Source organism: Kitasatospora xanthocidica (assembly GCF_014656195.1).
Taxonomy (GTDB): domain Bacteria; phylum Actinomycetota; class Actinomycetes; order Streptomycetales; family Streptomycetaceae; genus Kitasatospora; species Kitasatospora xanthocidica.
This window is the reverse complement of record NZ_BNBY01000002.1, coordinates 158,887-180,797: the sequence shown is the minus strand read 5'-3', so window position 1 is coordinate 180,797 and position 21,911 is coordinate 158,887. Positions and strand designations below refer to the sequence as shown.

Here is a 21,911-nt window from a genome sequence, read left to right as displayed (position 1 = left end):
AACACGTTCCAGTCGCGTGCCGGTCCGACGCCGGCCCGGTGCACTGTCAGACCCCTCACCTAGCGTGCTCGGCATGACGCAATCCGCACACGCGTACGCCTATCTGCGCCCGTCGGCCGTCCTGGACGGCGCCGGGGGCCGACGCCTCGACCTGGCCACCTCCGGCGGCGCCACCCCGCTCGGCGCGGCCGCCAACCCGCGCTTCTTCGCGGGCTTCCTGGCCGACCCGGCGCCGGCCGCCGCGGCGCTGCTCGCGGTCGCGGACGTCGCCGCCGCGCGCTACCACCAGCCGCGGCTGCGCGCCTCGCTCGACCCGGTGGTCACCGCCAACGGGGACCGGCTGCGCTTCGAGTCCTTCTCCGGCTGCTGCGGCGTCTACGCCCGGCTCGACGTGCTGGAGGCCGGGCTCGACGGCGACGAGATCGGCCACGGCACCACCAACGTGGACGTCAACAACCCGCTGCGCGAGGCGCTGACCAGGATCGGCCCGGCCGACCCGCTGCACCTCGCGGTCGGGCCGGACGCGCTGGAGGTCACCAGCTTCGACGGCCCGCTGGTCGAGAAGAAGGTGCCGCTGCCGGAGCGCTGGCTGCGCGGCTTCGCCGAGACCCAGGTGGTCGCGGCCGGCTTCGAGCCGCGCGCCGAGCTGCCCGCGGCCGAGGCGGTGCGCTTCCTGCGCTCGCTGCCGCGCGGCGGGCGCGGCGGCGTCGGCTGGGTCGTCCCGGCCGGGCGGACGTTGCGGCCGACCACCCGCCCGGTGCCCGGCGCGGTCTGCCTGTCCGGGCCCGAGCGGCTGGTGGCGCTGCAACGCGTGCTGCGGCACGCGCTCGCCCTGCGGGTGTACGGGCCGGTGGCCGCCGGGGCGCCGGCCGCCTCCGCCTGGGAGGCCGTGCTGCCCGGCATGCGGCTCACCCTGACGCTCTCGCCCGACGCCTCCCGGGGCTTCTCCGGCGAGGGCGGGGTGCTCGACGCGCTCGCCACCGGAACGGCCGAGCAGGACGCCGAGCTGGTGTCGGTGCTGCTCGCCTGGGAGCCGCGGATCGAGGTCGGGGACCTCGCCGCGCAGTCCGGCCTGAGCCCCGAGCGGGTCCGCGCCGCGCTCACCCGGCTCGGCACCGCCGGGCAGATCGGCTACGACACGGCCGAGGCCGCCCACTTCCACCGGCAGCTCCCGTACGACGCCGGGCGCGCCGAGGCCGCCAACCCGCGGCTGCGGGCGGCCCGGGCGCTGGTCGAGGCGGGCGCGGTGCGGCTGGAGGAGGGCGGCGCGACGGCCGTCGTCACGGTCGACGACCACATCCAGCGGGTGCGGACGGACGAGGCGGGGCGGCTGAGCTGCACCTGCCTGTGGTGGGGCACGTACCGGGGCGGGCGCGGGCCGTGCAAGCACGCGCTGGCGGTCGGGATGGTGCGGGGGGAGTCGGGAGCGTGAGGACGGTGGAGGACACGGTGGCCGGTGTGGCGGCGGACCCGGTGGAGGAACTGCGCGCGGCCGTCCGGAGCGGGTTCGTCGAGGCGGTACCGGAACTGCTGGCCGGACTGGACCGGGCGCAGCGGCGGGCCTGCCTGGCCGCGCTCAAGGAACTGCGCAAGGAGCTCCGGGACGACTGGACGCCCACCGCGATCGAGGCCAAGGGCGCCCTGCTGGTGGCCGGGGCCGGGTGCCACCCGGGCCCGGCGGGCGCCGCCGCCTGGCTGGCCGGCGGCGACTTCACGTCCCGGGAGTGGGCCCGCTACCCCGAACTGCACGCGGTCGTCGAGGCGCAGCCGCGGGAGTGGCAGATCGAGGTGGCCACCCGGCTGGCCGCCCGGCCGACCCGGGCCTGGGGCTGGTCGATGTACCAGCTCGTCGAGGCCGTCGTCCGGCGCACCGGCTGCGAGGTGCCGACCGGCGAGTCCTTCGTCCGGGACTGGCTGAACCGCTCCGTCGACCTGGGCGGCCCGCGCCCCACCCTGGCCGACAAGCTGCGGGCCGACGCCTTCACCCCGGTGCTGCTGCCACTGCTGTTCGAACTCGCCGACGTCGGCCACACCCTGACGTTCCGGCTGAGCCCGCGCCCCGGCGACCTCTGGACGGAGGCGATCGGCGAACTGGCCGCCGCCGGAGTGGTGGACCGGGCGGCCGTGATCGACCGCTGCCTGGCCCGGCTGCTGCGCGGCGGCCGCCCGGCCGACCAGCGGGCCTTCCTGGACGTGCTGCGGGCGCTCGCCCTGACGCCCGCGGAGTACGCGGCCCGGGTCCGGGACGTGGTGGCGCTGCTGGACGGCCTGTCGGTGATCGCCGGGCACGCCCAGGGAGTGCTCGCGCAGCTGGACGAGGCCGGGCTGATCGAGCCCGAGGTGCTCCACGAGGCCTCGGCGGTGGTGCTCTTCCGGACCGAGAAGAAGCTGGTGCGCGCCCAGCTGGGCTGGCTGGACCGGGCCGCCCGGCGCGCGCCCGAACGCTCCGGAGCGGTGGTGCTCTCGGCGGCCGAGGCGTTCGGGTACGCGGACCAGGGCGTCCAGGAGCGGGCGCTGAACGTGGTGGCCCGGCACCGTGCGGCGGCGGGCGAGGCGGTGCTGCCGGAGCTGCGGTTCGCCGCCGAGGCGCTGAACCCGGTCCACCACGGGCGGGCCGGCGAGCTGCTCGGCGTTTCCCTCGGTGTGCTCTCGGGCGGGGAGGGCGACGACCCGGACACCGGGTGGAACGAACTCCTCCCGCCGGTCCCGGTGCCGAGCCCGCTCGGCGCGCCGGTCGCCTCGGCGGCCGAGCTCGCGGAGGAACTGTCCGCCCTGCTCGTGGACCGGGAGCCGGGGGTCGCGGCCTTCGAACGGGTCCTGGACGGCCTGGTCCGGCAGGCCCGCCTGGACCGGGCCGGGCTGATCGAGGCACTGGAGCCGGTCCGCCGTGAGCACCCCTGGAACGGCGCCGGCCAGTGGGGGGACTGCACGCCCTGGGGCGTCCAGTTCGTGGTGGCCGCGGTCGCCGGCGAGACGGCGCCGCGCCGGCTCTGGGACGCCCTCTGCGGCAAGGGCCGCTCCCCGCTGCGCGGCCCGCACACCACCGTCCACGGCGCGGTGCTCGCCGCCCGGATGGAGGAGGCCGCCTGGCAGCTGACCGCCACCCGGCCGCCGTACCTGCTCGCCACCCCGACCGACGCCACCGGCGCGCTGGCGGCGGCCGTGCTGGTCGAGCGGCTCGCCGGCTACGAGGCGGCGGGCGTCCCCGCCGGGCCGGTCGACCTGTCCGCGGCCCTGCTGAGGGTCGGCCCGGGCGCGGACGAGGCGGTCCTTGCGGCCGCCGCGGCGCTCACCTCCCCGGCCGGGCGCTGGGCCGCGCACTGGCTGCGCACCGGCGGCCTGCCCGGTCAGCCGTCCGAGCGGGTGCTGTTCGCGCCCGGCCAGGGCGTGCGGCGCGCCAACGCCTACGGGGACCGCTGGTGGGAGGACGTCGAGCGGGTCGCGGTCGCCCAGCCGGGCATCGGCCCCGGCCCGGAGGGGCCGTCCGGCGAGCGGCTCGCCCCCGAGTTCCGGGCGCTGCTGGACGGCACCGAGCCCAGCGTCGCCCGCGCCCGCAAGGTGGACGACTGGAGCCGACGGCCGGTCACGCACTGGTCCGCGATGCTGCCCTGGCACCGGGAGGAGCTGGCCGCCCGCTGGCTCGACACCTTCGCCCAGGGCGCCGACCGGGACGAGCGCGGCGCGGGCCGCCACCTTCCGCTGCTCGCCGAGGCCGGCGGCCCGGCCGGGCTCGCGCTGCACCTGGCGCTGGCGTACGGCCTGGGCGCCCGGCACGCCGAGGACCGGACGGCGGCGGTGGACGCCCTGCTGGTGCTCGCCGCGCGCGGGGAACTGGACGGCGGGCTGCTCGGCCGGGAGCTGGGCGGACTGGTGGCCTGCGGCACGGTCCTGGCCGGCCGGCTGGGTGCGGCGCTCGCCATGGCGGCGGAGACCGGCGCCCGGGCGACGGTCTGGTCGGTGCTCGGGCCGGCGCTGCCGGGGCTGCTGGGCGAGGCCGGCCCGTCCGTGCGCGGACTGGGCGACCTGATCGCACTGGCCGCGGACTGCGCCCGGCGCACCGGGGCCCGCGGTCCGGTGGCCGAGGTGACGGCGACGGCGGCGCGGGCGGGGTCGGGCCGGGTGGTCAAGGAGGCGCGGGCGCTGCGGGACGTTCTCGCGGGGTGACGGGGGCGGATGACGGCTTTCGGCGAACAGATTTCAAAGTCTGTTCGCTGAAAGTTGTCGGCTGAACTCTGTCGGTTGAAAGTTGTCAGCTGAACTCGGTCACCTGTTCCCTCGGCGCCTCCGCCGTCTCCGCTGCCACCTGCGCCGCCGCTGCCGCCTCGGCCGCCGGTTCGGGTGTGCCGACCACCGGTTCGATCGCGCGCGGGGTGGCGGTGACGGCGCGCCACCACAGGCGCAGGGCGGGCGGATCGGCGGGCTCGAAGGGCTTGCCCGGGCGCGGCACCGCGAGGCGGGCGCCCTGCGCCTGGGCGGCGGCGACCACCCGCTCGGCCGGCTCCTCCCACGGGTGCAGCGCCAGGTTGAAGGTGCACCAGTGGATCGGCAGCAGCAGTTCGCCGCCCAGGTCCAGGTGCGCCCGTACGCCCTCCTCGGGCGTCATGTGCACCTCGGGCCAGAAGTCGCTGTAGGCGCCGACCTGCATCATCGTCGCGTCGAACGGGCCGAGCCGGCTGCCGATCTCGGCGAAGCCGGGGAAGTAGCCGGTGTCCCCGCTGTGGAAGATCCGGTGTCCGCCGCCGGACACCACCCAGGACGCCCAGAGGAACAGCGAGCTGGTGCGCGGGCCGCGGCTGCAGTAGTGCCGGGCCGGGGTGGCGGTCAGGGTCAGTCCGGCGACCTCGGCGGACTCCCACCAGTCCAGCTCGACGATCCGTCCGGCCGGCACACCCCAGTGCTCCAGGTGGGCGCCGACCCCGAGCGGGACGGCGAACACCGCGTCCGTCCCGATCAGTGCCCGGACGGTGGCCATGTCCAGGTGGTCGTAGTGGTCGTGGGAGACCACCACGACGTCCACCGGCCCGAGTTCGGACAGCGGCAGCGGTACGGGGTGCAGCCGCTTGGGGCCGGTCCAGGCGAACGGGGAGCAGCGGTCGCCCCAGACCGGGTCGAGCAGGACGCGCCGGCCGCCGATCTCGGCGAGCACGGTGGCGTGGCCGAGCCAGGTGAGCCGCAGCCCGGACTCGGGCGGCGCGGCCAGGTCGGCCGGGAGCAGCCGGTGCACCGGTACGGCGGCGGCGGGGAACCGGCGGGTCTTGTCCCCGGTCAGCTGGGCGCGGGTGATCTCCAGCGGGCTGCGCTCGTAGACCAGGCGGCGGGTCGGCACGGGGTTGCGGAAGGCGCCGTCGGCGAACTGCGGGGAGCGGCGGATCCGGGCGAGCCGTTCGCCCCGGGGGTCGGCGCCGAAGGCGTCCGTCCGGACCCGGTGCCAGGCGGCCCGGGACAGCCCGGCCAGTCCGGGGACGGCGCGGTCGGCGGCGCGGTCGGCGGGCGGCGGGGCGAACTGCGAGGACAGACCGGCGAGGCGGGAGAACCACGGGACGGGGCGGGGCACGGCTCCTCCAAGGACGGTCACGGCTACCGGGCATGCCGGGGCGCGCACCGCAGCGACGGCCGAGGTCGCAGCGATACGACAACCATCTCGTCGGAGATTACTCGCCGTGGGCCGTCCGGACCTGGTGGAGGGCCCGGCGCGGTCCAATCGGCGTACCCGGCCGGGCTCCGCCGGCGGCAGCGGGCAGGGCCCGGTCCCGGCCCCGGGACCCGTCAGGCGTAGAAGCGGGTGATCGTCTCCGCGACGCAGTGCGGCTTGGCGCTCCGCTCGCTCGTGACGGTGAAGCGCACCACGGCCTGGACGCCGCCGGGCACCTCGGTGGCCGAGACCAGCTCGGCGGTGGCCCGGATCGCCGTACCCACCGGCACCGGCGCCGGGAAGCGCACCTTCTCGGAGCCGTAGTTCAGCGCCATCCGCACGCCCTCGACGGCGTAGCACTCCTTGGCCAGCACCGGGATCATCGACTGGGTCAGGTAGCCGTGCGCGATGGTCGAGCCGAACTGGCTCTCCTTGGCCCGCTCCGGGTCGACGTGGATCCACTGGTGGTCGCCGGTCGCCTCGGCGAACAGGTCGATCTGCCGCTGCTCGATGGTGTGCCACTCGCTGGTGCCCAGTTCGGTGCCGACGGCGGAGGTCAGCTCGGCGAGGGAGGCGAAGGTCGTCACGGGTGCGCTCCTGGAGGGGGACGGGCCCGGGGAGGGGCCAGGACGCCGGAAGCGTATGCCTACCCACCGGTATCTGTCAGGAGCCCTCGGGAGGAAACCCCGCCCGGCCCGGTCGGGAACAGCCGGCGGCCGCTGACCAGCTCCGGCGCCAGGGCGATGAACAGCGGCTCCGGGTCGCCCACCCACGGCCGCAGGCCGGAGCGCAGCACCCGCCGCACCTGTTCGGGGTCCTTCACCGCGTCGGCCCGCCCGTGCACCAGGACGCTCCACCCGGTGCGGGTCACCGGGTCCAGCAGATCGGCCTGGAAGGCGACCACCGTGCCGTCGAGCCCGCGCGCGGTGGTGCTCCCCCGGCGCACGGCGAGCACCAGCCGCCCGTCCAGGACCTCGAAGGAGACCGGCAGGACGGCCGGAAGTGCGTGTTCGGTGTACACCACGCGCCCGACGGGCACGGTGCTGAGCAGCCGCAGGCACTCGGCCTCGCTCAGGGTCTCCACACGGTCCTCGCGCTCCATGCGTCCGATCGTCCTCCGGTCGGCGCGCGCGTCGATAGGGCCCATGGTCCCTGGGCGGAGGGCCGGGAGCCCCGTCGGCGTCCGTCCGGGGCGATAGCCTGCCCGGCGGCGGAACGGTGACGCGAAGCCGGAACGGTGCCGCGGGGCCGGATCGGTGACGCGAAGCCGGGTCGGTGACGCGAAGCCGGGTCGGTGACGCGAAGCCGGAACGGGCACGTGAACGCACGTGACCGGTGACGCGAGCGCTGAGGCGAGAGGTGGGACCGCCCGCGAACCACGCGGCGGACGGACCACAGCGGCGGGCGGCGGCCCCGGGTGCGCCGGGGCCGGCCAGGAGGGGGGAGCGATGGCGGGCGGGGTCGATCTGGTGGTGATCGGGGCGGACGGCGGGCCGGACCGGGCCTTCGGCGGTGCGGCGCTCGCGCCGGACGGCGCCCGGCTGCTGGCCGAGGTGCTGCCCGGGATGTGCTTCGACACCGGGGCGGCGGGCTGCCGGGTCACCACGGCGGCGCCGGACGCGGACGCCAACGCGATGCTGACCGCCGTCCGGGACGCGGCCCAGCACCCCGGCCGCTGGCTGGTGGTGTGCCTGGTCGGCCAGTTGGTGGCCGACCCGCGCGGGCGCCGGCTCGCCCTGGTCACCGGCGGCAGCACCCCCGACAACGCCTACCGCAGGGGCCTGGCCTGGGACTGGGTGGTCAGCGCGATGGTGCACGGCGACCAGGAAGAGGCCCTGCTGCTGGTCGACGCGGTGGCCGACCGGGACACCTGGACGGCGCTGGAGCGCGGCGGCGAGGACAGTGCCGGCGAACTGCTGAGCTACCCGCGGATCCCGCTGTGGGGCCGGATCGGGCGCTACGCCCCGGGCAGACGGGGCCGGGACGCCGTCCTGCCAGGCGGTGAGGGCTCGTTCAGCCGGGCCCTGACCACCGTCCTGCGCGAGGGCGTCCCGGGAGCCCCCGCGGCCGTCGCCCCGCTCGATCTCCAGCCCGCCGTGGCGGCGCTGACGGACGGCGGGGAGTCGGCCGGTAGTTCGGGTGCGCCGGGCGCGCGCCTGCTCGTTCCGCCGCACGGTGGGCGCCTGTTGATGCGCAATCGGGCCGCGGTTCGGGGCGCATTGGCCGGATTGTCGCTTTCCGAAGAACTGTTGGCCGTTCTGTGGCGGGAAAGTGCCCCGACGGAACCGCCTTCCGCGTAAGGTCAGGGGGCCTGAGGTGTTGCCGTGATGGGGTGGGTTGGCGAAGAATCGATCCCCAGCGGAAAGACCGGCGGGACAGCGGAATTCTTCTGGCGGCCGTGGATCACGGATCGACTCGGTCGCGACGAGGTGGGGCGATGCGGCAGCGCGGAAATGTGTTGCGCCCTGGGGCGGTCGGGGTCGGCGGGGCGGTTCTGGTGTTGCTGCTCGGCGCTTGTGCGAGCGGTGGTGCCGACGGTTCCCTCGATCATCTCGGGACGGCGGCGCCCACTGTCGCGGGAGTGGGCCCGGTAACTCCTTCGGGTGGTTCCGCAAACGCCTCGATCGCGCCGACCGACGGCCCGGAAGGGGCGCTGGCCCGGGTGGCGCTGAAGGCGTATCAGGACTGGTGGCAGGTCCAGGCCGAGGTCTTCGGGCGATCGGATTCGGACGGTTACGCGCTGGAGCAGTACTCCTCCGGGCGGGCGCTGTCCGACACCCTCGCCGGTCTCCGTCAACTGCGCGACGCCAAAGTGGTGATGGCCGGAACGCCGCGCAATTCCCCGGTGGTCAAGTCCGTCGACCTGAAAGCCGATCCTCAGACCGCGGTGATCGAGGACTGCGTCGATCTCACGGGCTGGCACCGCGTGGACGCCGTCACCGGGGCCGCGAAGGATCCGGCCCAGCGGCTGAACAGGTATGTCGCGACCACGTCCCTCCGAATGTTCCAAGCGCATTGGCTGATCTACGAGTTCAAGCGGGAGGTGGACCGGACATGCTGAACGCGCGGAAACCGGCTCGGCGGTTCGCGGTCGTCGCTTCGACGGCGGCCGGGTTGCTGTTGTCCTCGGCGGTGACGGCGACGGCGGACGAACCACCGAGCGGCGGGGCCGAGCAGTGCTTCCCGAACGTGATCTGCTCCGACGCCAATTCCGGTGGAAAGACCCCCGGACCGGGGTCGACGAAACCGAGTGGCGGCGGAGGCGGCGGTTCGGACTCCGGTCCGCAGCTCTGCAGCTACCACGGCGTCCCGTGGGCCTGCTACGACCCGCAGTGGGGCTGGTTCGACAGCGGCCAGGGCTGCTACTTCCGCGAGTTGGACAAGCCACCGGCCGCGGGCGACCCGGCGTGGGAGGGCCACGACCCCAAGGACGGCGCGCTCTACTCGAAGGTCTGCCCGCAGACCGGCGGGGGCCAGGACGGCGCCCAGATCGTCTTCCTCGCCACCGGGCCGGCCGGGCCGACCATGCTGGACGACTCCAGGGCCGTCGAGCAGGCGAAGAACAGGGTCGTCTTCGGCAAGCCGGTGGGCCGGGTGGCGCCCGCCGGCACGGCGGTGGTCAACTCGCCGGTCTGGCTCTGGGCCGACAACGCCGCCACGCCCGCACCGGGGACCGCGGCGGTGAACGGCATCTCGGTCACCGTCACCCCCCGACTGGTCGAGGCCTACTGGGACTTCGGCACCGGCGTCGCGACCACCTGTACGACGGCCGGCACGCCGTACGACCCCAAGTACGGCGCCGCGGCGTCCCCGGACTGCGGCTTCGTGTTCAAGGCCGCGTCCGGCAAGCAGAAGGACGGGGCGTACTCCGCCACGGTGACGATGAAGTGGGAGGCCACCATCGTCGTCGTCGGGGGGCCGAACCCGCGGACCTTCAAGATCCCCATGCAGCAGACCAGTCCGGTCTTCACGCTCAAGGTCGCCGAGGTGCAGGTCCTCAACTGACCGCAGCACGAAGACGATTCGACTGACCGACGATCCGACGACGTACCAGGGAAGGGCGGAACCCGGTGGAGAACCGTACATTCGCGACGCCGGGATCCGGCACACCCGCGGGCGCCGGGGCCTCCGTGGCGCTCCCCGAGCAGCAGGAGCAGTCCGGCGGCGCGGGCAAGGGCCGCGGCCGGGGGCGGGCCGTGCCGCACGCCCCCGCGCGGACCATGCGGGCCCGGCGGCGGCGCCCGGCGGTGCTGGCGATGGCGGTCGCGCTGATCGCGGCCGGCGGGCTGGGCGGGGCGGTCCTCTACAACAGCACCGGGCAGCGGGTCGCGGTGCTGGCGCTCGCCCGGGACGTGCCGTGGGGTCAGGTGATCACCGAGGACGACCTGGTGGTGGCCCGGATCGCGAGCGACCCGGCGCTGCACCCGGTCTCGGCCCAGTCACGGGACAAGGCGATCGGCATGCGCGCCGCCACCGACCTCAAGCGGGGCGCGATGCTCACCGGCGGCGACCTCGCCCAGGGGCTCACCGTGCAGCCCGGGCAGATCGTGGTCGGCGTGTCGGCCAAGCGCAGCCAGCTGCCCGCCAGCCGGCTGCAGCCCGGGGTGCAGCTGGTCGTGGTCTACACGCCCGACAACGGCCGGGCCGACTCGCTGCCCGCGACGGTGATCACCGTCGGCCGGGTCGACACCGACGGCAGCCAGGTGATCGACGTCGCGGTCGGCACGGCGGACGGCCCCCGGCTGGCGCAGTGGGTGGCGAGCGGACGGATCCAGGTGCTGCTGGCCCCGCGCGGTGCCGCGCCCGGCGGTGCCGCGCCGAGCGGCGCGCCCGCGTCCGGGGCGCCCGCCACGGGCACGCCGACCGCCGGGGCGCCGTCCGGCGGCGGCTCCGGGGCCCCGACGACGGGGGGCGCCTGATGGCGGTGATCGCGGTGGTCGGCGGCCCGGGCGCGCCCGGCGCGACCACGACCGCGCTGGCCCTGCTGCTGGCCTGGCCGCTCCGGCCCGGCCGGCGGATCCTGCTGGTCGAGGCCGACCCGGACGGCGGCGCGGTCCTCGCGGGCGCCCTGGAGGGCCGGGTCGAGGCGGTGTACGGGCTGCGCAACCTGGCCGTCGCCGACCGGCGCGGGCTGCTCGCGCAGACCATCTGGGAGCAGCTGATCGACCTCTCGCCGGACGGCGAGGCCGACCGGCTGCTGCTGCCCGGGCTGACCGACCCCACCCAGGCCCCCGGCCTCGCCTACACCTGGGAGCCGCTGGCCGAACTGCTGCACGGCATCGAGCAGCAGGGCTACGACGTCATCGTGGACCTCGGCCGCTCCGGTGCCACCGGCGCCGGCGCGGTGCTGGCCCGCCGCGCCGACGTGGTCGCGGTGACCGTCCGCACCACCCTGCGCGGACTGAGCTCGATCCGGCCCCGGCTGTCCGCGCTCGCCGAGGACCTGGCCTCCGGCGGCACCGGGCCGGACGCGCTCGGGCTGCTGCTGGTCGCCGAAGGGCCGTACGCGCGGGCGGAGGTGGCCCGCGAGCTCGGACTGCCGGTGCTCGGGATGCTGCCGTACGCCACCCGCACGGCCAAGGTGCTCTCCGACGGCGGCGACACCACCGACCGGCGGTTCATCCGCTCCGAGCTGATGCGCACGGCGCGGTCGGCGGCGGACGAGGTGCAGCTGCTGGTCCGCCGGCGGCGGCAGCGGCTCGCGCCGGGCGCGGGCGCCGGGGCGGCGGCGGGTCAGCTGGCGGCGGGCCCGGCGGCGGGCGCTCCGGTCGGCGGTCCGGTCGGCACTCCGGTGGCGACGGCGGTGCCCAGCCCGATGCCGAGCCCGGCGGTGCCCACGCCTCCGGTGCCGGCCCAGCCGACACCGGCGGCGACGCCGGTGCCGACGCCCGCCCCGGCGGGATACGGGCCGGGCCCGTACGGGCAGACCTCGTACGGCCAGGCCCCGTACGGGCAGGTCCCGTACGCGCAGACGGCGAACTGGCAGGCCCCACAGGCCCGGCAGGCCCCGTACGGCCAGTCCGGCTACGCGCAGCCGCCGTACGGCCCGGTGGAGGCCGAGCCGCCGTCGTACACCCCGCCGCAGCCGGTCCCGCCGGTGATCACCACCGGTCCGGTGGCGCCGCTGGCCGGGCTGGCACCGCAGCCGGCCGCGCCGGCGCCGTTCCCGGCGCACGTGCAGCCGTCGCAGTCGTCGCAGCCGCCCGGCCGGTCCGGTCAGGACGGCCAAGGCCGCCAAAGCCGCCAAGGCGACCGGGACGACCGGGACGACCTCGTGGACCAGTACCCGCTCCAGCAACCGATCGTGACGGATGGCCAGGTGCAGGTGAACGGGCAGTACCCGCACAACCCCGGGGAGGTGCTCCGTGCGCGGTAGCCCCCTGCACCAGCGCCCCGCGGCCGACCCGGCCGCGCTGCCCTGGACCACCCCGGCGGCCACGCCGGCACCCGCGCCCGCGACCGGCCCGGTCGCGCCGCAGCCGATCGGGTCGCAGCCCGTCGCGCCGCAGCCCGTCGTGCCCGGCCCCGTGCCGCCCGGCGCGGGCGGGCCGACCGCCGTCCCCTCCCAGCTGCCCTCGCTGGACCTGCGCGGCGCCGCCACCCGGCCGGCTGTCGACCCGCAGGTCGCCCGTGAGCTCAAGCGCCAGGTGGCGGCCGAACTCCACCAGCAGATCAGCCGGTTGACCATGGCCTCCGGCGCCGAGCCGGACCGCGCCACCCGCCGTCAGCGCGGCCGGGCGCTGATCGAGGAGTCCGTCGCCCGCTGGTCCGACGCCTACGCGCAGACCCACGGCATCCCGCCGACCCGGGAGCAGGACCGCGCCCTCGCCGAGGCCGTCTTCGACCTGCTCTTCCGGGCCGGGCGGCTCCAGCCCTACCTGGACGACCCGGAGATCGAGAACATCCTGATCAACGGCAGCGACGACGTCTGGGTCTCCAAGGTGCACCAACCCCTGCGCCAGGTCCCGCCGGTGGCCGACAGCGACGCCGAACTCATCGAGCTGCTCCAGGACCTGGCCCGCCAGCACGGCGGCGGCGAGCGCAGCCTGTCCACCGCCAGCCCGACCCTGGCGCTGCGCCTGGAGGGCGGCATGCGCCTGCAGGCGCTCACCGAGGTGACGCCCCGCCCGTACGTCGCGATCCGGCGCCACCGGGTGGCCTCCGCGACCCTGCCCGAGATGGTCGAACTCGGCACCCTGGACGGGACCTTGGCCGCCTTCCTGGCCTCCGCGATCCGGGCCAGGAAGAACGTGATGATCACCGGCACCCAGGGTGTCGGCAAGACCAGCCTGCTGCGCGCGATGGCCGCCGAGATCCCGCCGGACGAGCGGATCGGCACCCTGGAGTCGGAGTTCGAGCTCTGGCTGCACACCCTCGGCCACCTGCGCCAGGTCGTCCCGATGGAGGCCCGCGAGGGCAACGGCGAGCGCGTCGAGGGGCGGCTGGCGGGCGAGTTGACGATCGGCGACCTCATCCCGGCCGCGCTGCGGATGACGCTCTCCCGGATCATCGTCGGCGAGGTCCGCTCCGGCGAGGTCGTCCCGATGCTCCGGGTGATGACCAACGGCGAGGGCGGCTCGATGTGCACCCTGCACGCCCGCGGTCCGCACATGGTGGTCGACCGCATCGCCGAACTCTGCCTGGAGTACGGCTCGCACATGACCGACTCGCTCGCCTACCGGCTCACCGCCAACGCCCTGGACCTCATCGTGCACGTCACCATGGTCGACGAGACCGCCGTCGGCGGCCGCCGGCACCGCTTCGTCTCCCACGTGCTGGAGGTCACCGGCCTCGGCGAGAGCGGCCGGCCCGCGCTGAACACCGTCTTCGGCCCCCGGCCGGACCTCGGTGAGCCGCGGGCCGTCCCGCACACCCCGCCGCAGTGCCTGGACGACCTGCGCCGGGCCGGCTTCGACGCGGGTCTGCTCGATTCCCGGTACGGGAGTTGGGCCACCCCGCTGCAGCTACGGATCGGCGGTGGCGCGCGGTGATGCTGCTGTTCGCCCTGTGCGGGCTGGCGGTCGCGGGCGGCCTGGTCGCCCTGGTGGCCTGGGTCCGCGGCAGCGAGCCGGCCGACGAGGACGCGCCGGAGCGGTCCAACCCGCTGGCCGGGCGCGCCCACGTGTTCTGGTACGGCGCCCCCGGGGCGGCCGCGCCCCGGATCGTCCGGCTGCGCCGGGTCCAGCTGCCGCTGGCGCTCGTCGGCGCGCCGCTGGCCTGGCTGTTCACCGGCATCCCGCTGACCGCGCTGCTGGTGCCGCTGGCCGTCTTCGGCCTGCCCTGGCTGTTCGACACCACCCGCCCGGACACCCACCGGATCGAGCGGCTCGAAGCGCTGTCCGAGTGGACCCAGCGGATCGCCGACGTGCTGCTGCTCGGCGTCGGCCTCAACCAGGCCATCGTCACCAGCCGCCGAACCGCCCCCACCGCCCTGGAGGACGAGATCGGCGAGCTGGCCGCCCGGCTGCAGGCCCGCTGGCGGCCCGAGGAGGCGCTGCACGCCTTCGCCGACAGCCTCGCCGACGCCACCGCCGACAAGGTGCTGGCCGCGCTCGTGCTGCGCGCCGGGGACAGCGGACCGGGCCTGGCCCGCACGCTCTCCGACATGGCCGACTCGGTGCGCGAGGAGGTCCGCCAGCGCCGCGCCATCGAGGCCGACCGGGCCAAGCACCGGACCACCATCCGCTGGCTGGTCGGCATCATCGTGCTGGTCGTCACCGTCGGCTCCTTCAACACCGAGTACACCCGCCCGTACGGGACCTTCCTCGGCCAGCTGGTCCTCGCCGTGGTCGCCGCCCTGTTCGTGGCGATCATCGCCTGGATGCGGGCGCTGGCCTCCCACCCGCCGGTGCCCCGGCTGCTCGCGCCGGACCGGCGCAGCAGGGGCGGGCGCCGGACGGGCGTGCGGGCGCCCGGGGCGGAGCCCGTCGCCGAGCGGCTCGGGGAGGTCCGGTGATCTCCCCCTGGTCCGTGCTGGCCGGCGCCGTCGCGGCCGGCGGCATCGCCGTGCTGGTCGCCGAACTGCGGCCCGCGCCGCCGGACCTGCACCAGGCGCTGGACCGGCTGCACGCCGTCCCCGCCGACCGCGAGCAGGACCCGGACGAGCGGCCGCGCTGGTACGACCGGATCGGCGAGCGCTCCGTCCACCTGCGCGGGGTCTCCGTCCCGCGCCGCGAACTCGCCCTGATCGGCCGCGCCCCGGCCCGGTTCATGGTGCACAAGCTGCTGTTCGCCGCGCTCGGCCTGATGCTGCCCGCCTACCTGGGCGCGATGGCCGTGCTGATGGACGTCGGACTGCCCTTCGCCCTGCCGCTGGTCGCCGGTCCGCTGCTGGCCGGCCTGCTCTGGTTCGTCCCGGACGCCATCGTGCGGGGCGAGGCCAAGGAGGCCCGGACCGAGTACCTGCACGGCATCGCCGCCTACCTGGAACTCGTCGCGCTGGAGCGGGCCGCCGACTGCGGCCCCGCCGAGGCGCTGCGCCGGGCCGCCTCGGTCGGACAGGGCGTGGTGTTCCGGCGGATCCGGGACGCGCTGGAGCGCGCGGCCACCGACCGGCTCCCGCCGTGGGCCGGACTCGACGCGCTGGCCGAGGAGTTGGGGCTCAGCCCGCTGCAGGACGTGGCCGACATCATGCGGCTGTCCGGCAACGACGGCGCCGCCGTGTACGACACCCTGCGGGCCCGCGCCAAGGGCCTGCGCGGCGAACTGCTGGCCGAGGACCTCGCCCGCGCCAACGCGGACAGCGAGCGGATGGTCGCGCCGGGGGCCGCCCTGACGCTGCTGATGACCGTCCTGATCGTCTTCCCCGCGCTCCACCAGATGCTCAACTGAGGCCTGACCGATGCCTGTTCCAGAGCAGCACGCACCACACCACACCACACCGCAACGTCCCCCCGGGAGAACCCGATGACCGAACGACTCGCCCACCTGGCCGGCCGGGTGCTGAGGCCGGCCCTGCTGCCGGTGCAGTTCGCCCTGCTGCTGTTCACGCTGCGGCTCGGCCGGCTGCGGGCCGCCCGCGCCCGCGGCGACCGCGGCGCGATCAGCATCGAACTCGCCCTCGCCATCATCGCGTTGGTGTTCGTCGCGGGCGCGGTGGCGACCGCGCTGTACCTGCTGAAGGACAAGGTCGTCCAGAAGGTGCAGCAGGACCCGAACATGCCGGGCGGCGCGGGCGCGGGCGGCGCCACCAAGTGATGCGCCGTCCTCTCCGCCGCCGGAACGACCGGGGGTCGATGAGCATCAGTCTCGCCATCGTCTTCCCGGTCGTCCTGCTGCTCCTGCTGCTGGTCGTCCAGGCCGCGCTGTGGTGGTACGACCGGCAGGTCGCGCTCAGCGCCGCCCGCGAGGGCGTGGACGCCGGACGGGTGCAGGGCAACGCGACGGACGAGGTGAAGAACCAGGCGGCGCAGCGCCAGGCCCGGGACTTCCTGGACCGGCAGGGCGCGCACGACTACACGGTGCGCACCGACGGCAGCACGGCCGACACCATCCGGGTCACCGTGCAGCTGCGGCCGCCGCTGCTGATCCCCGGGCTCTCGGCGCCCGTCATCACGCAGTTCGCCGAGGCGCCGCGGGAGCGCTTCGTCCCGCCGGCGGTGAAACCGTGAGGCGGGGGATCCCGGCACCGCGCCGGTGGCGCCCCCGGCGGCGGCGGGACCGGGGCGGGATCGCGATCGAGGCGGCGATCGTGGTGCCGTCCGTGGTCGGGCTGGTCCTGGTGGCCATCGCCGCCGGGCGGGTGCAGACCTCGGCGGGCGGTGTCGAGGCCGCCGCCCGCGCCGCGGCCCGCACCGCCTCGCTGCAGCGCAGCGTGGACGGGATGGACCGGCCGGCCAAGGACTCCGCCTACGCGACGCTGCGCCAGCAGGGCGTGTCGTGCCGGAACGACGACGTCCGGGTGGTGAAGGGCGAACTGGACCTGCCGGGCGGACCGGTCGCCACCGTCACGGTCACGGTGGTCTGCGACGTCGAACTGGCCGACCTGCTCGGCGGGCCGTCCGGCGTGCCCCTGACGAAGCACCTCGTCGGCGAGTTCACCTCGGTGGTGGACCGTTACCGGGGCACCTGACCGCGCGTGCCGCCGCCACCGGGAAAACGGGGGGTTGGAGGCGGCCCGCGCGGGGGAGACGCAAGCGGAGAGCGCTCGGGGGATGACGCAACGGTACCGAGTGGCGCCCGGTGGGGGCCGGTGGGGAGAGCAGGGTGAGGATCGGGGGGAGGGGATGCGGGTGCTGAGCCGTCTGCTGCCGGATCGTCCGCCGCCGAACCGTCCGCGGCGACGGGCGCGGGCGCGCCGGTCGGACCGGGGCGCGGTGGCCCTCTTCGTCGCGATCTGCGCGGCCTACGTGGTGCTCGTCATCGCCCTGGTGATCGACGCCGGCGGCCGACTGCGGGTCGCCGAGCGCACCGACGCCTACGCCCAGGAGGCCGCGCGGGTCGGCGGCCAGCAGCTCGACCAGGCCGCCGTCCTGCAGGGGGCGGGCTTCAAGGTCGACGAGAAGTACGTCCGGGACGCCGCCGACGCCTACCTGGGCCTCTACGGCCTGAAGGCGGGCGACATCACGTTCTCCGGTGACCGCAAGGTCGTCACGGTCACCGTGCAGGCCGACTACCGGCCGGTCCTGCTGGGCGCCCTCGGGGAGCGGAAGGTAACGGGCAAGGGCAGTGCGACCCTCGTCCACGGAGTCGAGAAAGCGGAGACCGACTGATGGCCGCGCCACGTGCCAAGGACCAGGCCCGAACCGCCCAGGCCCGCAACGGCCGGGCCGGAGCCGCGCATCGAGCCGCCGGGGGCGGGCGACGGCCCGCCGCCCCGGCGCCCCGACCGCCACGCGGCGGCGGGCGCGGCGGTGCCCTGCTCACCGCGCTCGCCGCGCTCGCCACCCTGCTCGTCCTGCTGCTCGGCGTGCCCGCGCTGCTGCTGTACGGCACCCAGGCGGTCGCCGGGATGGGCGAGGTCGCGCCCGGCGGCGTGGGCGAGGCGCTCAGCAGCCCGGACGACGGACGGCTGTTCCTGTGGGCGCTGGTGATCGTCGGCTGGCTCGCCTGGGGGTGCTTCGCGCTCTCGGTGCTGTTGGAGATCCCCGCCCAGCTGCGCGGCCGGATCGCCCGCCGGATCCCGGCCTTCGGCTGGAGCCAGCGGATGGCGGCCGGGCTGGTCGGCTCGGTGCTCGCCCTGCTGCCGGTGGCCGGCTCGGCCTTCGCGGCCGTGCCCGAACTCGCCCACTCTCCGGCCGCCCAGGCGCAGTTGACCCCGGGCGTGCAGCGTGCCGCGCTGCCCGCGGCGCAGTCCGCGCCCGCCCTGGCGCCCGCCGCCGAGCAGCAGCCCACGTACACGGTGCGGGACAGCCGGCCCGCCGACAGCCTGTGGTCCATCGCCGAGCGCCAACTGGGCTCGGGCGAACGGTGGGTGGAGATCGCCAAGCTCAACGACGGCCGGGTGATGGACGATTCGGGCAACCGCTTCGACGCCGAGCGGCCGATCCAGCCCGGGTGGGACCTGCTGATGCCCGCCGACGCCAAGCCGGACGAGGCGAAGAGCCCCGCGCCCGCGCCGGCCCCCGCGCCGGCGGGTGATGCGGCGCAGAGCGCGCCGCAGGGGACTCCGCAGGGGACCTCGCCGCAGGCCGGGACGGAACCGGGCGCGGGTACGGGCGGGCAGCGGACCGTCACCGTCCAGGCCGGGGACAGCCTGTCGGCCATCGCCCAGCGGGAGTTGGGGGACGGGGAGGAGTGGCCGAAGCTGTTCGAGGCGAACAAGGGGGTGCAGGCGCCGGACGGGGAACGGCTGACGAACCCGGACGTGGTGGTGCCGGGGATGGTGCTCGCCGTGCCGGGGGCGGCCGCAACGCCGGCTCCCGCGCCGGCTCCCGCGCCTGCTCCTGCTCCTGCCCCGGACCCTGCTCCGGCGCCCGCTCCTGCTCCCGCGCCGGCTCCTGGAGCGACTCCCGCGCCGGCGACCCAGGCGCCCGCCCCCGCGCCGTCGCAGGGCGCACCGCAGTCGGCCCCGGCGCAGGCGCCCACCCACGCGCCCGCCCCCGCCGCGCACGTCAGCCGGGCCCCCAGCGACGACTACTCCATCGCCCTCACCGCCTCCACCGTCGGCGTCCTGCTCGCCGCCGTCATGGTCGGCACCGTCGCCCACAAGCGCGGCACCCAGCAGCGCGCCCGCCGCCCCCGGCACCGCATCGCGATGCCCGGCGCCGAGGCCGCCGCCTTCGAGAACGAGCTGATGGCCCGGCAGGACCAGGCCGGACTGGACCTGCTGGACCGCGCCCTGCGCACCCTCGCCCGCAACACCGTGCGCGGCGGCAAGCGGCTGCCCGCCATCGTCGCCGCCCGGATCACCCCCGGGCACACCGTCGAACTGCACCTGTCCGGCCCGGCCACCCCGATCGCGCCGTTCCGGGCCGCGCACGCCGCCAACGTCTGGTGGTGCGGCCCCGACTCCAGCGAGATGCTCAGCCCCGCGCAGGCCCGCAAGACCGCCGCGCCGTACCCCGCGCTGGTCACCCTCGGCACCTCGCCCGACGGCTCGGTGGTCCTCGCCGACCTGGAGGCCGTCCGGCTGCTCCACCTCTCCGGCCACCCGGACGACGCCCGCGACGTGCTGCGCACCCTCGCCGTCGAGCTCGCCCACAGCCCGCTCGCCGACCGGCTCCACCTGCACCTGGTCGACCTCGCCGAGGAGGTGCCGATCAGCGGCCCGGCCGCCGAGCGCGTCCACCGCCACGCCACCCTGGAGGACGCGCTCGCCGCCGTCGGGCCGCGCACCGCCAAGGCCCGCGCCACCCTGGTCGCCGCCGAGGCCACCAGCCCGCGCGACGCCCGCAGCCGGGGCCAGGCCGACGAGTCGTGGATCCCCGAGATCGTGCTCTGCGCCCAGCAGCCCGGCGGCGGGGTCCCCGCCGAACTCGGCCGGCTGCTCGACGGCCGACCGCGCACCTGCGTCGCCGTCATCACCCTCGCCCCCGAGCGCGGCACCGGGCCGGTCGCCCGCTGGACCCTGCCGACCTCCGGCCAGGCCGCCATCCCGGGCCTGCACCTCACCGTCGAGCTGCAGCGGCTCAGCGGGCACCAGTACGAGCAGGTCGCCGAGCTGCTCCGGGTCGCCGACGACACCACCCAGCACCCCGCCCCGGCGTGGACCCTGGACGGGCCGGACGACGAGGACACCGACACCACCGAACTGCCCGTGGCCGTACCGGTGCTGGCCGCCGTCGGGGCCTCCGGTGGGGCTTCCGGCGGTACGGCGGAGCGCGGTACCGACACCGCGGCGGGTCCGCGCCTGCTGGCCCGGGTCATCGGCACCGGCGCCAGCCCGTTCGCGGGCACCGACCCGGTGACGCCCGCCCCCGCCCCGGTTCCGACTTCGACCCCGGCTCCGCCCCCGGCTCCGGTTCCGCCCGGTCCGGCGGCCATTCCGCCGGGCCCGGCGCGGTTCGCGGTCAACGGGCAGGGGCGGCAGGCGGCGGGCGACGAGACCACCCGCGACCTGCGCCGGCCGGGCGGGCCCGAGGCCGAGCCGCCCTTCGGCGGGACCGGTGACGAGGGCGCTGCCGAGGCCGTCGTCGCCGCCGCCGATCCGACGGATGAGGCCGTCGGCACGGCCGAGGCGACGGTCGTCCTCGCCGTCCAGCCGGTCGTTCCGGTCGTGCCCGCCCTATCCGCCGCGCCCGTCGAGGAGCCGGAGCCGGCCCCCGAGCCCGTGCCCGGCTCGGGGGCCGGGACCGGGACCGGAACCACGGCCGAGGCGGTGGAGACCGGGGGCCCCGGCGCCCTCGAGACCGCCCCCGAGACCGCTCCCGGGGCGGCCGTCGAGCCCGGCCCCGCCGCCGTCGCCCAGGTGGCCCCCGTCGCCCTGACCACGCCCGGCCGCAGCGACAGCGACGACCTGCTCGCCATCCTCCGCTCCCCGGAGGCGCATGCCCCTCGCAACGCCCCCCGGATCCGGCTGCTCGGCCCGGTGGACGTCGCGGGCGTCCTCGGCACCGCCGAACCCGGCGCGCTGCCCCGGCTCACCGAGCTCGCCGTCTACCTGTCGCTGCGCCCGGGCTCCGACCACCACGCCCTCGACCAGGACCTGCACCCCGGCGCCGCACACCTCGACCCGCACCCCGCCGCCGAGGCCAAGAGCCCGCTGCCGGACAAACTCGCCGACCTGGCCGCCTGGTTCGGCACCTCAGCCGAGGGCCGCGCCTTCCTGCCGACCGACACCACCGACGGCTACTCGTTCTCCCCGGCGGTCACCTGCGACTGGGACGAGTTCCGCGGCCTCTACCGGCGCGGCATGCGCAGCACCAGCGCCACCGCCGACGCCGCCCTGGCCCACGCGCTCGCCCTGGTCCGCGGCGCCCCGTTCGCCGAGGCCCCGCCCGCCTCGTACGGCTGGGCCGAGGCCGAGCGCCAGGACATGATCGCGGCGATCGTCGACACCGCACACGAACTGGCCGCCCGCCGCCTGCAGTACGGCGACCACCGCAGCGCCGAGGCGGCCGTCTTCCGCGGCCTCGCCGTCGCCCCGGACGTCGAACTCCTGCACCGGGACCTGTTCTACGCCTACGCCTCGGCCGGCGCCCGCGACCAGCTCCTGCGCGCCGTCAACCGGCTGGACGCCCTCAGCCGCCGCACCGGCCGCGACCTCGACGCCGACACCGTCGCCCTGCTGCGGGACCTGCTGGCCGGCTCCTGAGCGGGCTCCGGCAAGGCGGGGAGGGTGACGGGGAGTTCGAGGGTACGGAGGGAGGGCGGAGACCGATGAGCGCGGTGCTCGGGACGCTGCTCGCCGTCGCCGGTGCGCTGCTGGGCTCCCTCGGCACCCACCTCCTCCAGCAGCGCGCCGCCGTACGGGCCGAGGCGAGGGCGCGCCAGGAACTGCTGCGCCAGGAACGGCTGGCCGCGTACAGCGGGTTCGCCGCGGCCGTGACCGAGCTCAAGCGGGCGGTCGTCGCCGGATGGCTGCGCCGGTCGGATCCGGTGGCCCACGAACCGGCGCTGGCCGAGGCCGACCGGCTGGGCGCGCTGGCCGAGACGGCGAGGTTCCGGCTGCTGTTGGTGTCCGGCCGGCCCGAGCCGCTGGCCGACGCCGCGTTCGCCAGTGCGGGGGCGCTGCGCGGCGCCGCCGACCGGGACGAACTCGCGGCGCGGGAGGGGGAGTTCGAGGCCTCGGTCACGGCGTTCATCGCGGACGCCGCGGCCCGCCTCGCGACCGCGTCCCCCTGACCCGGTGACCGGGCGGGCGGTTCGTGCCGGGCCCGGCGGTCAGCCGGGCGGTTCG

General features: G+C 76.4%; 19 protein-coding genes. 16 read left to right on the top strand and 3 right to left on the bottom strand.

Going from position 1 to position 21,911, the window contains the following annotated elements:
- The first annotated feature begins 73 nt into the window (after positions 1 to 73).
- Together IE332_RS04160 and IE332_RS04155 are read left to right on the top strand one after the other, a co-directional pair.
- A complete protein-coding gene (locus tag IE332_RS04160; protein WP_189913701.1) occupies positions 74 to 1,432 on the top strand; it encodes an SWIM zinc finger family protein in 1,359 nt (452 codons plus the stop codon).
- Positions 1,429 to 4,164: a DUF6493 family protein gene (locus IE332_RS04155; RefSeq protein ID WP_189913700.1), complete on the top strand. Its 2,736-nt coding sequence runs from the start codon at positions 1,429 to 1,431 to the stop codon at positions 4,162 to 4,164. Before IE332_RS04160 ends, IE332_RS04155 begins: the two co-directional genes overlap by 4 nt.
- An 85-nt stretch (positions 4,165 to 4,249) precedes the next feature.
- Here the strand turns inward: IE332_RS04155 and IE332_RS04150 are convergent, their stop codons facing one another.
- The 3 genes from IE332_RS04150 to IE332_RS04140 form a co-directional block, all read right to left on the bottom strand.
- The gene (locus IE332_RS04150) at positions 4,250 to 5,455 is read right to left on the bottom strand and encodes an MBL fold metallo-hydrolase (protein ID WP_189914081.1); all 1,206 of its coding nucleotides are present in this window, start codon (positions 5,453 to 5,455) and stop codon (positions 4,250 to 4,252) included.
- 311 nt (positions 5,456 to 5,766) lie between these two features.
- Positions 5,767 to 6,219 carry a MaoC family dehydratase gene (locus IE332_RS04145; RefSeq protein ID WP_189913699.1) on the bottom strand — a complete coding sequence of 151 codons (453 nt, stop codon included), beginning with the start codon at positions 6,217 to 6,219 and terminating at the stop codon, positions 5,767 to 5,769.
- A 59-nt stretch (positions 6,220 to 6,278) separates the two neighbouring features.
- A complete protein-coding gene (locus IE332_RS04140; protein ID WP_189913698.1) occupies positions 6,279 to 6,734 on the bottom strand; it encodes a pyridoxamine 5'-phosphate oxidase family protein in 456 nt (151 codons plus the stop codon).
- A gap of 346 nt (positions 6,735 to 7,080) precedes the next feature.
- Here IE332_RS04140 and IE332_RS04135 point away from each other — a divergent pair, with 346 nt between their 5' ends.
- The 14 genes from IE332_RS04135 to kilB all read left to right on the top strand — a co-directional run bounded on the left by IE332_RS04135 (position 7,081) and on the right by kilB (position 21,856).
- On the top strand, positions 7,081 to 7,932 hold the full coding sequence (locus IE332_RS04135; RefSeq protein WP_189913697.1) for a hypothetical protein: 852 nt from the start codon (positions 7,081 to 7,083) through the stop codon (positions 7,930 to 7,932).
- A 137-nt stretch (positions 7,933 to 8,069) separates the two neighbouring features.
- Complete coding sequence (locus IE332_RS04130) at positions 8,070 to 8,693, top strand: hypothetical protein (RefSeq protein ID WP_189913696.1); 624 nt, start codon at positions 8,070 to 8,072, stop codon at positions 8,691 to 8,693.
- Positions 8,687 to 9,637, top strand: a complete 951-nt coding sequence (locus IE332_RS04125; RefSeq protein WP_189913695.1) for a hypothetical protein — start codon at positions 8,687 to 8,689, stop codon at positions 9,635 to 9,637. The genes IE332_RS04130 and IE332_RS04125 overlap by 7 nt, the downstream gene beginning before the upstream one ends.
- A 65-nt stretch (positions 9,638 to 9,702) precedes the next feature.
- The gene (locus IE332_RS04120; protein WP_189913694.1) at positions 9,703 to 10,551 is read left to right on the top strand and encodes an SAF domain-containing protein; all 849 of its coding nucleotides are present in this window, start codon (positions 9,703 to 9,705) and stop codon (positions 10,549 to 10,551) included.
- Positions 10,551 to 12,008 carry a CpaE-like family protein gene (locus IE332_RS42170; RefSeq protein ID WP_229928289.1) on the top strand — a complete coding sequence of 486 codons (1,458 nt, stop codon included), beginning with the start codon at positions 10,551 to 10,553 and terminating at the stop codon, positions 12,006 to 12,008. The genes IE332_RS04120 and IE332_RS42170 overlap by 1 nt, the downstream gene beginning before the upstream one ends.
- On the top strand, positions 11,998 to 13,623 hold the full coding sequence (locus tag IE332_RS04110; protein WP_229928288.1) for a TadA family conjugal transfer-associated ATPase: 1,626 nt from the start codon (positions 11,998 to 12,000) through the stop codon (positions 13,621 to 13,623). The genes IE332_RS42170 and IE332_RS04110 overlap by 11 nt, the downstream gene beginning before the upstream one ends.
- The gene (locus IE332_RS04105; RefSeq protein WP_189913693.1) at positions 13,623 to 14,588 is read left to right on the top strand and encodes a type II secretion system F family protein; all 966 of its coding nucleotides are present in this window, start codon (positions 13,623 to 13,625) and stop codon (positions 14,586 to 14,588) included. The genes IE332_RS04110 and IE332_RS04105 overlap by 1 nt, the downstream gene beginning before the upstream one ends.
- Positions 14,585 to 15,463, top strand: coding sequence for a type II secretion system F family protein (locus tag IE332_RS04100; RefSeq protein ID WP_189913692.1), 879 nt, complete (start codon positions 14,585 to 14,587; stop codon positions 15,461 to 15,463). The genes IE332_RS04105 and IE332_RS04100 overlap by 4 nt, the downstream gene beginning before the upstream one ends.
- A gap of 75 nt (positions 15,464 to 15,538) precedes the next feature.
- Positions 15,539 to 15,829, top strand: a complete 291-nt coding sequence (locus IE332_RS04095) for a hypothetical protein (protein WP_189913691.1) — start codon at positions 15,539 to 15,541, stop codon at positions 15,827 to 15,829.
- 38 nt (positions 15,830 to 15,867) lie between these two features.
- Positions 15,868 to 16,242 (top strand): TadE/TadG family type IV pilus assembly protein, encoded by a 375-nt coding sequence (locus tag IE332_RS04090; RefSeq protein WP_229928287.1) that lies wholly within the window; start codon positions 15,868 to 15,870, stop codon positions 16,240 to 16,242.
- On the top strand, positions 16,239 to 16,703 hold the full coding sequence (locus IE332_RS04085; protein ID WP_189913689.1) for a pilus assembly protein: 465 nt from the start codon (positions 16,239 to 16,241) through the stop codon (positions 16,701 to 16,703). The genes IE332_RS04090 and IE332_RS04085 overlap by 4 nt, the downstream gene beginning before the upstream one ends.
- 244 nt (positions 16,704 to 16,947) lie before the next feature.
- Complete coding sequence (locus IE332_RS04080) at positions 16,948 to 17,343, top strand: hypothetical protein (protein WP_189913688.1); 396 nt, start codon at positions 16,948 to 16,950, stop codon at positions 17,341 to 17,343.
- Entirely contained in the window at positions 17,343 to 21,326 is a 3,984-nt protein-coding gene (locus tag IE332_RS04075) for a LysM peptidoglycan-binding domain-containing protein (RefSeq protein ID WP_189913687.1), read from the top strand. The genes IE332_RS04080 and IE332_RS04075 overlap by 1 nt, the downstream gene beginning before the upstream one ends.
- 65 nt (positions 21,327 to 21,391) lie before the next feature.
- Positions 21,392 to 21,856, top strand: a complete 465-nt coding sequence (kilB, locus tag IE332_RS04070) for a plasmid transfer protein KilB (RefSeq protein ID WP_189913686.1) — start codon at positions 21,392 to 21,394, stop codon at positions 21,854 to 21,856.
- The last annotated feature ends 55 nt before the right edge of the window (positions 21,857 to 21,911 follow it).